The organism is Vibrio sp. SALL6 (assembly GCF_002002385.1).
GTDB lineage: Bacteria > Pseudomonadota > Gammaproteobacteria > Enterobacterales > Vibrionaceae > Vibrio > Vibrio parahaemolyticus.
Window position 1 is genome coordinate 53,008 of sequence record NZ_MQVK01000026.1, and the last position, 14,129, is coordinate 67,136.

15 protein-coding genes are annotated in these 14,129 nt (G+C 49.0%); 12 read left to right on the forward strand and 3 right to left on the reverse strand.

The window, feature by feature from the left end:
• Position 1: 1 nt before the first annotated feature.
• Positions 2-283 carry a flagellar biosynthesis anti-sigma factor FlgM gene (gene flgM, locus BIW15_RS17515; RefSeq protein ID WP_005464040.1) on the reverse strand — a complete coding sequence of 94 codons (282 nt, stop codon included), beginning with the start codon at positions 281-283 and terminating at the stop codon, positions 2-4.
• Positions 284-418: 135 nt separating this feature from the next.
• The gene (flgA, locus tag BIW15_RS17520; protein ID WP_077281354.1) at positions 419-1,216 is read right to left on the reverse strand and encodes a flagellar basal body P-ring formation chaperone FlgA; all 798 of its coding nucleotides are present in this window, start codon (positions 1,214-1,216) and stop codon (positions 419-421) included.
• A gap of 78 nt (positions 1,217-1,294) precedes the next feature.
• Here flgA and flgB point away from each other — a divergent pair, with 78 nt between their 5' ends.
• Genes flgB through BIW15_RS17580 form a run of 12 tightly spaced genes read left to right on the forward strand, consistent with a single transcriptional unit; the run spans position 1,295 to position 11,273 of the window.
• A complete protein-coding gene (flgB, locus tag BIW15_RS17525; protein ID WP_005463947.1) occupies positions 1,295-1,657 on the forward strand; it encodes a flagellar basal body rod protein FlgB in 363 nt (120 codons plus the stop codon).
• 2 nt (positions 1,658-1,659) lie between these two features.
• A complete protein-coding gene (gene flgC / locus BIW15_RS17530) occupies positions 1,660-2,094 on the forward strand; it encodes a flagellar basal body rod protein FlgC (RefSeq protein ID WP_005464013.1) in 435 nt (144 codons plus the stop codon).
• Complete coding sequence (gene flgD / locus BIW15_RS17535; protein ID WP_005463939.1) at positions 2,094-2,777, forward strand: flagellar hook assembly protein FlgD; 684 nt, start codon at positions 2,094-2,096, stop codon at positions 2,775-2,777. Before flgC ends, flgD begins: the two co-directional genes overlap by 1 nt.
• Positions 2,778-2,803: 26 nt before the next feature.
• Entirely contained in the window at positions 2,804-4,000 is a 1,197-nt protein-coding gene (gene flgE / locus BIW15_RS17540) for a flagellar hook protein FlgE (protein WP_005463978.1), read from the forward strand.
• A 12-nt stretch (positions 4,001-4,012) separates the two neighbouring features.
• Positions 4,013-4,744 (forward strand): flagellar basal body rod protein FlgF, encoded by a 732-nt coding sequence (locus BIW15_RS17545; protein WP_005464045.1) that lies wholly within the window; start codon positions 4,013-4,015, stop codon positions 4,742-4,744.
• A 25-nt stretch (positions 4,745-4,769) separates the two neighbouring features.
• The gene (gene flgG, locus BIW15_RS17550; protein ID WP_005481471.1) at positions 4,770-5,555 is read left to right on the forward strand and encodes a flagellar basal-body rod protein FlgG; all 786 of its coding nucleotides are present in this window, start codon (positions 4,770-4,772) and stop codon (positions 5,553-5,555) included.
• 32 nt (positions 5,556-5,587) lie between these two features.
• Complete coding sequence (flgH, locus tag BIW15_RS17555) at positions 5,588-6,259, forward strand: flagellar basal body L-ring protein FlgH (protein ID WP_077281397.1); 672 nt, start codon at positions 5,588-5,590, stop codon at positions 6,257-6,259.
• Positions 6,259-7,380: a flagellar basal body P-ring protein FlgI gene (locus BIW15_RS17560; RefSeq protein WP_005463987.1), complete on the forward strand. Its 1,122-nt coding sequence runs from the start codon at positions 6,259-6,261 to the stop codon at positions 7,378-7,380. Before flgH ends, BIW15_RS17560 begins: the two co-directional genes overlap by 1 nt.
• 10 nt (positions 7,381-7,390) lie before the next feature.
• Complete coding sequence (locus tag BIW15_RS17565) at positions 7,391-7,930, forward strand: rod-binding protein (protein WP_005463927.1); 540 nt, start codon at positions 7,391-7,393, stop codon at positions 7,928-7,930.
• On the forward strand, positions 7,931-9,304 hold the full coding sequence (gene flgK / locus BIW15_RS17570; protein ID WP_005483982.1) for a flagellar hook-associated protein FlgK: 1,374 nt from the start codon (positions 7,931-7,933) through the stop codon (positions 9,302-9,304).
• A gap of 11 nt (positions 9,305-9,315) precedes the next feature.
• Positions 9,316-10,215, forward strand: a complete 900-nt coding sequence (gene flgL / locus BIW15_RS17575) for a flagellar hook-associated protein FlgL (protein WP_005463980.1) — start codon at positions 9,316-9,318, stop codon at positions 10,213-10,215.
• A gap of 17 nt (positions 10,216-10,232) precedes the next feature.
• The gene (locus BIW15_RS17580) at positions 10,233-11,273 is read left to right on the forward strand and encodes a flagellin (protein WP_077281355.1); all 1,041 of its coding nucleotides are present in this window, start codon (positions 10,233-10,235) and stop codon (positions 11,271-11,273) included.
• A gap of 124 nt (positions 11,274-11,397) precedes the next feature.
• Here the strand turns inward: BIW15_RS17580 and BIW15_RS17585 are convergent, their stop codons facing one another.
• Positions 11,398-14,112, reverse strand: coding sequence for a DUF2339 domain-containing protein (locus BIW15_RS17585; protein ID WP_077281356.1), 2,715 nt, complete (start codon positions 14,110-14,112; stop codon positions 11,398-11,400).
• Between the last annotated feature and the right edge of the window lie 17 nt (positions 14,113-14,129).

Here is a 14,129-nt window from a genome sequence, read left to right on the forward strand (position 1 = left end):
TTTACTCGTGACCAGTATGGAATTGCATAATTGCCTTAGATAGCGCTTTTGTATCTAGGCTCAATTCGCCGCGTGCTAGCGCGTTACGAACTTGCTCAACTTTTTCCATATCGACGTCTGGTAGCGATTTCATTTCTGCTTGGGCACGATCAATTGCTGCTGTGTTTGCTTGAAACGCAGGCTCGCTTACTTTGGTTTGTTCCATTGTTTCAACAGGCTTTTTACTTGCTTGTTGGAAATTTGTTTGTGGGACATGACCGCCCGCGACTTTGTCGATTTTCATGCTGTGGTCCTCATCATCATGTTCTAAATCCAATAGGCGACAAGGATGTGGTGAACATTAAATTTTATTTTTGTACTCGATACTCACGCGATGTGACGAGAGGCAAAATTGAAAAATGTTACGTTGAGTCCAAAATCAAAACTGAGTATGAACTTGGTTTCTTCCTGTCACAACCGCTCGAATGACTCTGCCAGAACTGAGGTTTTCTACCTCAATCTGTTGGCCTTGCGCTCCATCTTCTAAGGCGACACCTTTGGTGCTTGCACTAAATCCATCTTTGCTAGCAATGATGATGATTTCATTGCCTTTCTCAATCAAAGCGGGAGCACTTAAGTTGGTTGGATCGACGACTTGTCCGGCGCGGAGTCGACGCGTGGTTTCCAAGCCGATGGCGCGTTTAGGATCGGTGTAGAAATCGTCCGAGCGCGAAATGGTTCGAGTTTCCAATTTCAGATGATTGGCTGTCACCACTTCACTGCGACCTACAGTCGTCGCCGCAACCACCACTGGCAGTGTGACCGAGGATTTGATCGTGACATTGATTCGCCATGGAGCAGTAAGGTCTTCGCAACTGACGGAACGCTTTAAGTTACCGACTGGCAAAGGTTGGTTATCGCGACCCGTGATCACCAATTTGGCATCGCATTTGGGTAAATGGTTGGCAGAACCTGGCACCCACAAATCGTACTCCAGTTGGTACTCGCCCCATTGGTTAGACTTGGCGACGCGGTCTACTTCTTGTTCAAAATGTTTTGCGACAACGGCCTTTAGCTCCTCCGATGAGAAGGTGGTTTGGTCCGTGTTAGCGAAAGTTTGTCCTGCCGAAAGAATTCCTAATAACAGTATCCACTTTGAGGAAATTAGAGTTTTCCCCCTAATTTTTTTGCTTTCCGTAAACCGGAAGTTTGGTTTCCACTCTTGTTTGTAAATCATTGATAAATATAAATAAATTTTATGGCACGTATCTTGTTTGTATCTTGGCGTATTCGAGCCGACTGTAAGGAAAGATGCATGGCGATCACATTTGAAAATGCTTTAGGTGTACATCCAGAGGCACTCAATTTTCGCGTTCAGCGTACCAAAGTCCTCGCCAGTAACCTAGCAAATGTTGACACCCCTGGGTACTTGGCGAAAGACCTAAGTTTCACCACTGTTATGAACCAGATGTCGACAAACGGTGTGAGTAATTCTGTACCTAAGCTGCAGGTTCAGGCCCAGTATTCGGTGCCGTACCAAAACAGTAAAGATGGCAACACTGTGGAACTTGGTGTTGAACAAGCGAAATTCACCCAAAACAACATGGACTTTCAAACCAGCCTGACGTTTCTCAACATGAAATTTAACGGCTTGGCGAAAGCGATTGAGGGACGTTAATTATGTCATTCACTGATATTTATTCGATTACTGGCTCTGCGATGACGGCGCAAACCGTTCGCCTAAACACGGTTGCCAGTAACCTTGCGAACGCGGATGCGGTGTCTGCAAACCCAGATGATGCGTACAAAGCACTTAAACCTGTGTTCGCTACTGTGTATCAAAAAACGCAAATGACGACAGAAAACGGCATTTACCCAAATGCTGAAGTGCGTATTGTCGATGTGGTGCAAAACAAAGGTCAGGCGGAAAAACGCTTTGAGCCAAATAACCCACTCGCTAACGGCGAAGGTTATGTTTACTACCCAGACATCGACGTGGTTGCGGAAATGGCGGACATGATGTCAGCGACTCGCAGCTTCGAAACGAACGTGGAAGTGTTGGCAAATGTGAAAAGCATGCAGCAAGGCTTGCTTCGTTTAGGGCAGGGTAGCTAATGAGTCTTGCACAGTACACGGCATTATCGTCGGACGCTCCGGTTAAAGCGGCAGCAAAAGAAAACAGTGGCATTGCGCCAAACCCAACGGATAAGAACAGCGCGTCTTCACTTCAAAATGAGTTCATCTCTTTGATGGTGGCGCAAATTCAAAACCAAGATCCGTTAAACCCGTTAGATGGCACAGAGTACGTCGGTCAGTTGGCGCAGTTCTCTCAAGTTCAAAGTACCGAGAACATGTCGAAGGTCATGCAAAACAGCATGGTGCTACTCGACAACATGCAAGTGCTATCGACCGCCGGTTTGGTTGGTCAAACGGTTTACGTGAATTCAAAAGAATTCGAACTGGGTGATGGTGCGCAAAACGGCAAAATCGAACTGAGTCATGGTTCAAACCAAGTGACTTTAGTTGTGAAGGATCAGTTCGGTCAGAAGACGAACGTACCACTTGGCGCTCACGGCGCTGGTGACGTTGAGTTCTCAATCAATCCAGAAGAGCTTGGCTTAAAGCCGGGCAAATACACGGTATCTGTAGAAGTTCAAGAAGGCCAAGCGAGCCCGAATGTTCTACTGGCTGGCACTGTTGAACAGGTTCGTATTCCGAGTTCAGGTGGCGCAGCATTGGTCAATGTTAATGGCGTTGGCAACGTTCCTTTCTATCAAATCACTCAGTTTGGTGCTTAACCAAATAAGCAAATCAGAGGTCTTTTATGAGTTTTAACATCGCACTTAGTGGTCTGGACGCGACCAACACAGAGCTAAACACGATCAGCCACAACATTGCCAACGCTTCAACGTATGGTTTTAAAGGTGCGCGCACAGAGTTCGCAGCGGTATACAACGGCATGCAACCTGGCGGCGTAGAAGTTGCGTCTATTTCACAAAACTTCGATAAAAACGGTTCAATCACGGGTACTGGTCGTTCAATGGACTTGGCGATCAACGGCAGCGGCTTCTTTGTGACAAAAGATCACATGGGTCAAACGCTTTACACTCGTTCTGGCGTATTTGGTACGGATAAGAGCAACTTTGTAACAGCGAACAATGGCGCGAAGTTGCAAGGTTACAGCGTAGATAGCAACAACAACTTGATGACGGGTTCTGTAGGTAACATCCAAGTATCAACATCGTCACTCAACGCGAAAGCGACAGATAAGCTTGATTTTGTTGCGAACTTCGATGCAAGTGCAAAAGCGATTGATAAAGCGGTAACGCCGTTCGATCCAGCAGATCCAACCTCGTTCAACTCTTCTTACACGACACAGGTGTACGATTCACTTGGCAACTCTCACACCGTGACGCAGTACTTCACTAAAACGGCAGACAACGCATGGGAAGTGAACGTGCAAGTCGACGGTGGTAAGACTCCTGTTTCAACCATTCCTGTGACGTTTAATAAAGACGGTACGTTAGCGGCGCCAACAGGCTCTTTCAATGTGGCATTCCCAGCTGCGGGCGCAAACGCAATGAGCGTTGATATCAACCTAAAAGGCAGCACGCAATTTGGTGCCGCGTTTGGCGTGAGCACAAACAGCCCGAACGGTTACACATCTGGTGAGCTTGCAGGCGTGCGCGTTGAAGACAACGGCATGGTTTACGCAACTTACACTAACGGTCAATCACAGCTTCAAGGCCAAGTGGTTCTGGCTGATTTTGCTAATACGCAAGGTCTAGCAAAAGTGAGCGGCACTGCTTGGACACAAAGCTTTAGCTCTGGTGCGCCGATCATGGGCGTTCCGGGTTCTGGCACGCTGGGTAACTTGACTCCAGGTGCATTAGAGGGCTCAAACGTCGACCTAACCAGTGAGCTTGTGGCACTGATGACAGCACAACGTAACTACCAAGCGAACGCAAAAACGATTTCGACCAGCGACAAGCTCACTCAAGCCTTGTTCAACGCGGTGTAATAGGAGTTCTGCATGGATAGCTTGTTATTTACCGCAACCTCCGGTGCAAGCCGAGTTCTTAAAGCGCAACACGTTCGTTCGAATAACTTGTCGAACGCGGATACCGCAGGTTTCCGTGCGGATATGGAACGTGTTCGTAGCGTGGAGTTACAAGGCCCGGGCTTTGATGGCCGAACCATGGTGGTCACAAACTCTGCATCAACGCGTTTTGATTCTGGCGACGTTGTGAAAACAGGTCGTGCGCTCGACGTTGCCGTCATGGGTGAAGGTTACCTTGCGGTAGAAACGCCAGCGGGTAATGAGGCTTACACGCGTGCCGGTAACATTCAAATCGATACCTTTGGCGCAATGTCTATCAACGGATTCCCAGTTGTGGGTGAAAACGGTCCGTTGGTGGTGCCTGATTACCAAAAAATCGAAATCAGTGAGCGTGGTCTTGTCTCGGTTATTCCACCGGGCGGCGGTGCAGAAATCGCAGTCGGCACATTGAAACTGGTGAAGCCAGAAATCAATCAGCTGCAAAAAGAGAGTGACAGCTTGCTTCACAGTGTTGATGGTGTGCCATTCGCAGCGGATGAAACCGTGCAATTGGCACCAGAACACATCGAAGGCAGTAACGTATCGGCGATCGATGAGCTGATCGGCGTGATGTCGCTAACGCGTAACTTCGAGATGCAAGTACGCATGATGAAAACTGCAGAAACGTTGGCGCAAGCCGGTAACAAATTAATGGCGGCGAGATAAGTCTCGCCCCAAAAGGAGATAACCAATGCATTCGGCATTATGGGTAAGTAAGACAGGTATGGCAGCGCAGGACACGAAGATGACTGCCATTTCCAACAACTTAGCAAACGTAAACACCGTCGGCTTTAAGCGCGACCGCGTTGTATTTGAAGACTTGTTCTACAGCATTCAGCGTCAACCTGGTGCACAGGTGGATCAGGTAAACGAGCTACCTAGCGGTGTTCAACTGGGTAGTGGTGTGCGCGTTGTCGGCACGCAAAAAGTGTTCACGCAAGGTAACACACAAAACACGACTCAAGACCTAGATCTAGCGGTAATGGGACAAGGCTTCTTCCAGATTGAAAACTCTGACGGTCAGATTATGTACACGCGTAATGGTCAGTTCCACATCAACTCAGAAGGTTTGATGGTGAACAGTCAAGGTCTACCGCTTGAGCCACAAATTCAAATTCCTGACAACGCGACCTCTTTCTCGGTTGGCGTAGATGGCACAGTGACAACAACAACGGCAGACGATCCAACACCTCAGCAGCTTGGTCAAATCACACTAGCAAAATTCATCAACCCAGCCGGTCTTGAAGCCGTTGGCGGTAACTTGTTCCGCGAGACGGAAGCAAGTGGCCCAGCCGATGAGCTGATTGCTGGCGCAGATGGTGCAGGCAGCATCAAGCAAGGCGCGCTAGAAGGCTCTAACGTGCAAGTTGTGGAAGAAATGGTCGACATGATCACGACTCAACGTGCTTACGAGATGAATGCCAAAGTCGTATCAGCAGCAGATGACATGCTGAAGTTTGTCTCGCAATCGATGTAATGATGAAGTTGGTGATGATGAAGGAAAAAGCAATGAAATGGCTTTCTAAGAGTTGGGCAGTAGCCGTCGTGTTGCTGGTGGGATGTGCCGGACGTCAGGAGTTTATTCCGCCTCAGCCAAATGCTGAGGCGTATGCGCCGCCGAAGTTGGATTACACCTTACCAGACGCTCAATCTGGTAGCCTTTATCGTCACCAATACACGATGACTCTGTTCCAAGATCGTCGTGCGTACCGAGTCGGTGATGTGCTAACCGTGGTGCTTTCTGAAGAGACTTCTTCAAGTAAAAAAGCCGGAACCAAATTTGGTAAGAGCTCAGCGGTGAACTTTGCTGCGCCAACCATTGGCACTAAAAAGTTTGATGAACTTGGTGTGAGCATTGACGGCAGCCGAAATTTCGATGGCAGCGCGTCTAGCTCACAAGGCAACAAGCTCCAAGGTGCTATCACGGTCACGGTGCATGACGTGTTGCCAAATGGCGTATTGCGCATCAGTGGCGAAAAGTGGCTGCGCCTAAATCAAGGTGATGAATTTATCCGTTTGACGGGCATTGTTCGCGTCGATGACATCACTCGCAATAACCAAGTTTCTTCTCAACGAATTGCGGATGCTCGCATCACTTACGCTGGTCGCGGCGCGTTGGCAGACAGCAACGCTGCTGGATGGCTGACTCAGTTCTTTAACAGCCCATGGGTACCATTCTAATGAAGCCAATCAATACCTTTTTTTCGTCTTTCCTACTGGCATTGACCTTAGGGCTTCCTGCGACTTCACAGGCTGAAGTGGAAATTCCTATTATGGATTTGGTGGATGTTCGAGGCATCCGCGAAAACCAATTAGTCGGTTACGGTTTGGTGGTTGGTCTTGCCGGCCAAGGTGACCGCAACCAAGTAAAATTTACCTCACAATCCATCACCAACATGTTGCGCCAATTTGGTGTTCAGATTGATGACAGCATGGACCCTAAACTGCGTAACGTAGCATCGGTAAGCGTGACGGCATCAGTAGACCCTATGGCGGGGCCGGGCCAAACCTTAGATGTGGTCGTGTCATCCATTGGTGATGCGAAAAGCTTGCGCGGCGGTACGCTGCTTCTTACGCCGCTACGCGGTATCGATGGTGAAGTGTACGCCATCGCGCAAGGTAGCGTAGTTGTGGGCGGTTTATCTGCCGAAGGTAAAAGTGGTTCGAAAGTCGAAGTGAATACGCCAACAGCGGGTCGTGTGCCGAATGGTGCAACGTTAGAGCGCGAAATCAAAACAGACTTCAACCAGCGCGATGAAATCACGTTAAACCTGCGCAAACCAAGTTTCACTACTGCAAAAAACATCGCACGTGAAATCAATAATACGTTTGGTCCGAACGTCGCTGTTGCCATCAACAAAGCACGCGTGGATATGCGAGCGCCGAAAGACACGCAACAACGCGTGATCATGATGTCGATGCTGGAAGAGATGAGCGTCGTGGAAGGTCGTAAGCCTGCACGTATCGTCTTCAACTCCCGTACTGGTACCGTGGTGATTGGCAAGAATGTCAAAGTTGGCGAAGCGGCAGTAAGCCACGGCAACTTGACGGTGCGAATTTCAGAATCAGAAAAAGTCAGTCAACCGAATGCGTTTGCTGATGGTGAGACAAAAGTCGTGAATCAAACGGATATTGATGTAAACGAAGAGCTCGCTCAAATGGTGATTTGGCCTCCGGGCACAGAGCTCAATACCATTGTCGATGCGGTCAACAGCTTAGGCGCAACCCCAACCGATTTGATGTCGATTCTTCAGGCACTAAATGAAGCGGGCGCGTTGAATGCTGAACTGGTCGTGATTTAAGGAGTGAAGGATGAAACTAGACGGTAGCAGCGATCAAGCTCAATTGAACTCAATGCTTTATCACGACAACAGTGCGTTGGCGAACATCAAGCACAGTCGTGATCAAGAAGGCGCGCTCGAAATGGTGGCGGGTCAATTTGAAGCTATGTTCTTACAATTGGTGCTGCGTCAAATGCGCAGCAGCAGCGACGTGTTAGCGGACAAAGACAGCCCATTTTCAAGCAAGCAACAAGGCGTTTTTCGCGATATGTACGATGGTCAGTTGGCGATGGAGTTGGCGAAAAAGCAAAGCTCTGGCATCGCCAATATGCTGATTCAGCAGCTGAGCCCTTCAATGCGCGAAGTGGCCTTCGATTCGGCGCGCAATGTGTCTTCTGCAAATGACGGTAAACCGGTCGATTCTGAATCGATATCACAGCTTGAACTCGAAGAAATTACCGACCCATTTAACTCAACGGCTCAAGCGGTCGCCTCAGTTAAACAAGTGCTTGGAGAAGCCGGTATGACGACCGCTTTTTCTCAGCCGCTGATCAGGAAAATGGAGCTGTAAATGAACCTAGTTAATATCGCCCTCTCAGGTTTAAACGCAAACCGCGTTGCACTTGACGTGACGGCGCAAAACGTTGCGAACGTCAACACGCCAGGATACAGCCGTCAACAAGCGTTGATGGCGACAGTTGGTGATGGTAAGTCCAACCGCTTAAGTTCTGGTATGGGTGTGGAAGTGACCAGCATCCGCCGTGTAACTGATCAGTTCTTGGTTAAACAAACTTGGTCTACCAATAGTTTGGCGGCTTACGCGGCTGGTTACACCAGCAACATGAGCCAACTAGAAAACACCTTGGGTGCAGACGGATTTAGTATCTCTGCTGGCTTAGATTCGCTTAACGCCGCGCTTAACGACGCGACAGTGAAGCCAGAATCGATGCCTTACCGCCAGCAAATCATCAATGAATCAGAAGCATTGGCTCGACGTTTCAACACACTAACTCAGTCTTTGCACAACCAACACAAAGACATGAACGATCAGCGCACCGCTGCGCTGACTCATGCAAACAGTCTGATGTCGAACATCGCTCACGTGAACAAGCAAATCGTTGAAATGCAAGGTACAGGCGGTAACCCTGCTCAATTGATGGACACGCGTGAAAAGCTGATCGGTGAGCTGTCACAAGTGATCGAAGTGAAAACAACCGATCAACCGGATGGCAGCATGCAGGTGACGTTGGTTTCTGGTCAGCCGTTAGTCATGGGCTCGGACTTTGGTCAACTGTCTGCGATTCCTGATCCAAGCGATCCGTATCTTGCGGATCTGCACGTGAATTTTGCTAATCAAAGCTTCGCTATTGGCGATTCGGTCGGGGGTAAGTTGGGTGCCATCAACGATTACCAAACCGACGTTCTAAAGCCAAACCAAGTAGCGCTTGATGACATGGCAAAAGCTCTGGCAGATGAGTACAACGCGGTACTTGCTACAGGTAAAGACTTGAAAGGCAATGCCGGCAAACCACTGTTTAACTACGACCCTGATAACCCAGCGGCAAGTTTAACCATCACAGATTTGAGCGCGGAAGAATTGGCGTTTTCAAGCGATGGTACGCCGGGTAACGCGAATGTTCTTAAATCTTTGATTGATTTGAGTAACAAACCGGTTGCGGTAACGGGCTACGGCTCAGTGAGCTTGAACGATGCCTTTACCTCAATGGTTGGCCAAACGGCGATCAAAGCGCGTCAGGCAGATGCGGATTACCAAGCAAAACTGGCAATGAGCAAGCAAGCGCATACCGCTCGCGACAACGTAAGTGCCGTGAACAGCGATGAAGAAGCCGCGAACTTGATGACGTTTGCTAACGCGCACAATGCCAACATGAAAGTGATCAGTACGGCGAACCAGCTGTTCGACTCTGTATTGCAGTTATTCTAGAGGAAACCCAGATGCGAATCAGTGATAACCAATTCAGCCAAATGATGTTGCAAAGCCTGCAGAGCAACAGCGCAGGCCTTGGGAAAGTACTTCAACAAATGTCGACACGTGAGCGACTGACTAAGCTGTCTGACGATCCAATGGCGTCTATCAAGCTGCTTAACTTGGAACGCGAAAACAGCGCGATTGCTCAATACCAAAGTAACATCGCAAACCTGAAAACAACGCTTTCAAGCCAAGAGACACACCTAGATTCAGTGAACGAAAGCTTGAAAAGCATGCGTGATATTGTCCTTTGGGGCGCGAACGGTTCGTTAACGGATCAAGACCGTAGCGGCATGATCACCGAACTGAAAAGCTACCGTGACTCCATCGAATCGTCTTTCAATGCGCAAGATGAAGAAGGCCACTTTCTGTTTTCGGGCACAAAAACCGATACCGCGGCTCTCAATAAATCAAGTGGCGCTTATGTGGTCGAAGGCAACAGCGATGTTCGTGTGGTGACGGTGGCGAAAGGCGTGACCATGGATTCGAACATGACCGCACAAGAGATCCTAGATATTGGTGGCGGCAAGAACGTTCTTAATCAAATCGACGCTTTGATTGCAGAATTTGAGAAGCCGAGTCCGAATTTTCAAGCCGAAGTGGACGCTAGCCTAAACGCCATCGATGATACGATGGCAAACGTACTAGGCGCGATGACGGAAATCGGTGGTCGCCATAACAACCTAGATTTGATGGATGGCGCACACAGCGAAAACAAGTTGTTTGTCGACAAAGTCTCTGGTGACTTATCTGCATTGGACTACGGTGAAGCTTCGGTACGTTTAAGCAACTACATGGCTGCTCTGCAAGCTACGCAGGCGAGCTACGTGAAGATCAACGATCTTTCATTGTTTGACCGTATTTAAGGTTAGGAAGTTCTTTTATGGTAATGAGTACAGTAGAGGTTAGAGCCCATAGCATACGCTTGGGTGGCCAAGAACAAGCCTCTATCATGCCAACCCGCTCTGCGGATTCAAGCAGTACGATCAAACTGCGTCCAATTCAAGTTCAGGCTGACACCGCGTCAGCCTATTCTGTCTCAGGCATTCAACTGACTCAGGGGCAGCAACAAGCAACAGCGGTACAAATTGCTTCAAAATCACTGCAAACCATTGGTAAAGAGCTAACGCACATTAAGCGTGGGTTAACTCAAGCCGTTACGCAAGGCACACAAAATGTGCCGGGGTTGCAAGATACGCTTGTGCGCTCTAAAGCGAACATTCAACGTGTTGTGGAACAAGCGCGTTTTGATGGCCAGAAGGTGATTGATAACGAGTTGCATCTCAAATTGGATAAAGCCGATATTCGTCGCTTCTCTATCCCAGGTTTGAATGTTCATCGTCTCAGTGACCGAGCGGAACAAATTCGTTTGGATTTCCCTCAGGGCCAAGCGGTGATGATTCAGTTTGACGGTCAATCGGACGGCGCACGCACGGTGAAAATGCTCGACCGCAGTTTAATTGCAATGGGCATGCGCGCATCATTGGCTGAAGACGGCACCATTTTGTTTGAAGCGCGCGATAACGCTTATCAACAAATGCAGCAGAAGGTTTTGGTTACGGGCGAAGGGCATCGCTTCCCAGCTGGCCAGCCAAATGTGCTGAACTTGAAATCTGAGCCGGACGGCATTGCTGAGCTGAGTTTTGATTTAGGCTCTCGTGATGGCATCAAACAGACCATCTCGAAAGTCAATCAGCACTTAAGACAAGTGCAAACCAGCTTAGAAGAAGCGAAAGTTTTTCATGGCGAGTTGAACACGCAGATGCGCTCAATCCAAAGCAAAAGTCATCAACTTTCGGTAGATGAAGTGAACGCAAAGCTGGATGGTTTTATGGAGACGTCTGGTCAGTTTACCTCGACGTTCCAAGCGTTAAATGCGCAAGCGAATGTTCGCCGTCATACGGTGGTTGCATTGTTGAAATAACGCCGTTTCAAAGAACACTCCAATGATTCCCGGCTTTACATTTTTGCTGCCCCCCAATAACGGCGAAAATGCATTGTCGGGAATCTCTCTTTTCCGCTTATCTTTTTGTGTTGAAGAACGTCGATTATGGCTCAGAGGTCTGAGTGACTGAGCGATGCAGTTTTTGAAATAGCCACCCCAAAGCAATAAGTGATGCCCCCAAGCCTAAGAAGCTGATGGCGCGCCAGAACCCGTCCAAAGAGCTTACATCCCACAAGAAGACTTTCAACGCCACAAAGGCCAGTATAATTAAGCCGATGCGTTGCATCATCATCGCCTTGTGAGTGACACCGCGCCAAGTTAAAGCGCCACCAACCATTAATCCTGCCACTGAGTAGCTAAACAACTCTGCCATACTGGTCGGTTGAAACAGCGTCATTGACGTGGTTTGCCAGAACTGTCGAATCGACATCCCTAGCCAAATGGCCGCTAATGCAAAGCCAAGACATGCGACCGCTAATCGGTGTACACGCAGCGTATTCCAGCGTCTAACGACCGCAGCAATGAGAATGCACGCTGGCAGAAGCCAACCTAAACTCAGCATGTTGAACACCGGCATGGCTTGTGCCGATACGTTGTTGGTGATGAGTGGCGATTCAACGCTGTTCAGCCATACCGTCAATAGCGCGAATACGCCCCACAATAAGTAGCTGTAGGCTTGATAAACAAGGGTGAGCTGCTGAGCAAATTGGCTGCGATAACTGTAAACCAAGCCCATAACCAGAGCTTGGTTGGCAAAGACCACTGCACTTATGAAATCGATGTGCCCCAAATAGCCGTATTGTCCCGTTAACCAGTAGTTGGTTTGGGTGAACAACGCCATTAAGAACACATGCAAAAACGCCCCTTCGAACCAGTTGGTCAGGTCGGAATCTTGTTTCGCTAGCACGCTTCGGGCATAGGCTAAGATAGCCAATGACGGCACGTAACTAAGAATGACCCAAGCCCAATGCCCACTTTCAACCGGCTGCCATTGTGGAATAAATGGCAGCAACGTGAGACGAACTACCAAAATACCCATCACGATTTTGACCGCCCAACTTGCTGGGCGAAAGAACCCGCCTTGGATTTGCAGTGCCATCACCGCGACTTGTATCGAAATGGCAGTGGTGAGCCAAGTGTCGCTTAACCAAACGAAAGCGACGCCAGAAATCAGAGCGTGAACGACCGCTGAACATTCAAGTGCAAGAGAGCGAAGGCGCTGGCTAAGGAACGCATAATAGGCCGCGATGAGCGCGCAGAACAACGTCCAGTACAGGGCGTAACCGTGCATGAATTCGTCAGCATAAAACAACGTGACCAAACCCATCGTTGGTGCTAGCACCAACAAAAGCACGTTGCTGATTTGCGAACGGTCACTCAAAGATTGGCAATAGGTTCTAAAGCCAATCAGTGCAATACTCACCGCCAGTGCGAATAAAATGCTGGCCTCTCGCTCTAACATATACAGCGCATCAAACGCGATGGTGAGAACAATCAGCGCGGTTGCCGAGACGAGTATGGATGGCAAAAATACACGTAACGACCAGCCGGTACGCAGTGCTGGTAGCCAGATGACCGCCACAAGCAGCGTATAACAGTACGCCATTTGTAGAGTGTTCAGTTCCGGCATTCTGGTGATAGCAGAAAAGGTCAATAACGCTACTGCAAGAGAGGTCGCGGTTGGTTGATTTGTCCACTTGCTTTGATAGTGGCGAAAACGAGGATTGAGCATCCAACCCATTCTCGGAACCGCGAAAATGAGATACAAAGTGATGGAGAGATAAATCGCGAGCCACGAGAACAGCAGTTCAGTTGGAATACTCTCAATCAACAGCAGCATCCAAATGACATGCGGAACGGCGATGCTTGGCGCAATCCATGCCCGACGCACTTTTTGCATCAATAAGGTCGCCGCGAACGAAATCGCGCAGATGTATCCGGCTAACAAAAAGTAGTTCGGTTCATTACCTCCAATCCAAAGCGGAGCGGTGTAGCCACCGATTAAACCGAGCACCGCCATTAACGGCCCTTGTCGTAATGACAACGCTAAACTGCAAAATGCCGCCGCAGCCAAGATGATCAACGAGACACTTGGCGTCAGCATTTGATAAACCACAAAAGCAAAAATGACGGTGCAGTAAATGCCCGTTAGCCCCGTTCCGGTGACAGCAGCAGGCACATAGGTAAAGCCTTGAGCGCGTGCGGCGCGATCCGGGTTGTTTTGCTCTTTTCGATGGAACCACTCGCCAGCGAGTACCATAAGTAACGAGAGTGAAAAGGCAAAAGAAACACGCATAAGTGGCGAAAACTCAATATGGCTACCAATCACTTGTACCAGATAGCCGCCACCGATCAACATGGCTAATGCGCCGACCCAAACTAGCCAGTTCTCTTGGAAGTTAGCAATGAGTTTTTGCGCGTGCTTCTGGATTAGTGGATCTTCTTGCTCAGTAAACGTCGCCAACTGAACTTGTGTTTGCTGGCTTTGGTTGAGTTCGGTTTGCTCTTGCCCGCTATGGTGCTGCTGAGTTGCAAGGTATGAAGGCTCAAATTCAGGCTCGATATTGCTTGGAGCGCTTAACGCCGAGTCGCCAGAATCTGAACGCATCGAAGAGGCCGCTCCAAGGCTGGATTCCGATGTGTCAGGCTCTGGTTGGGAGGCTTCGAGTTTTGAATCGCGACGCGTGCTGACGCGAAGAGAGGCAACTTCTTTCTGTAATTTCGACAGTTCTTTTTCCAGCGACGATATCCGACTGGCGGCTTTCAAACCGATCAATATGGCAAAAAAAGCCGTGATCAGTGCAAGTGTCGTAAACAATCCATTTCTCCCTATCC

Coding starts and splice junctions, on each gene's coding strand:
- flgM (WP_005464040.1), bottom strand. CDS start 283: ATGAAAATCGACAAAGTCGCGGGCGGTCATGTCCCACAAACAAATTTC.
- flgA (WP_077281354.1), bottom strand. CDS start 1,216: ATGATTTACAAACAAGAGTGGAAACCAAACTTCCGGTTTACGGAAAGC.
- flgB (WP_005463947.1), top strand. CDS start 1,295: ATGGCGATCACATTTGAAAATGCTTTAGGTGTACATCCAGAGGCACTC.
- flgC (WP_005464013.1), top strand. CDS start 1,660: ATGTCATTCACTGATATTTATTCGATTACTGGCTCTGCGATGACGGCG.
- flgD (WP_005463939.1), top strand. CDS start 2,094: ATGAGTCTTGCACAGTACACGGCATTATCGTCGGACGCTCCGGTTAAA.
- flgE (WP_005463978.1), top strand. CDS start 2,804: ATGAGTTTTAACATCGCACTTAGTGGTCTGGACGCGACCAACACAGAG.
- BIW15_RS17545 (WP_005464045.1), top strand. CDS start 4,013: ATGGATAGCTTGTTATTTACCGCAACCTCCGGTGCAAGCCGAGTTCTT.
- flgG (WP_005481471.1), top strand. CDS start 4,770: ATGCATTCGGCATTATGGGTAAGTAAGACAGGTATGGCAGCGCAGGAC.
- flgH (WP_077281397.1), top strand. CDS start 5,588: ATGAAATGGCTTTCTAAGAGTTGGGCAGTAGCCGTCGTGTTGCTGGTG.
- BIW15_RS17560 (WP_005463987.1), top strand. CDS start 6,259: ATGAAGCCAATCAATACCTTTTTTTCGTCTTTCCTACTGGCATTGACC.
- BIW15_RS17565 (WP_005463927.1), top strand. CDS start 7,391: ATGAAACTAGACGGTAGCAGCGATCAAGCTCAATTGAACTCAATGCTT.
- flgK (WP_005483982.1), top strand. CDS start 7,931: ATGAACCTAGTTAATATCGCCCTCTCAGGTTTAAACGCAAACCGCGTT.
- flgL (WP_005463980.1), top strand. CDS start 9,316: ATGCGAATCAGTGATAACCAATTCAGCCAAATGATGTTGCAAAGCCTG.
- BIW15_RS17580 (WP_077281355.1), top strand. CDS start 10,233: ATGGTAATGAGTACAGTAGAGGTTAGAGCCCATAGCATACGCTTGGGT.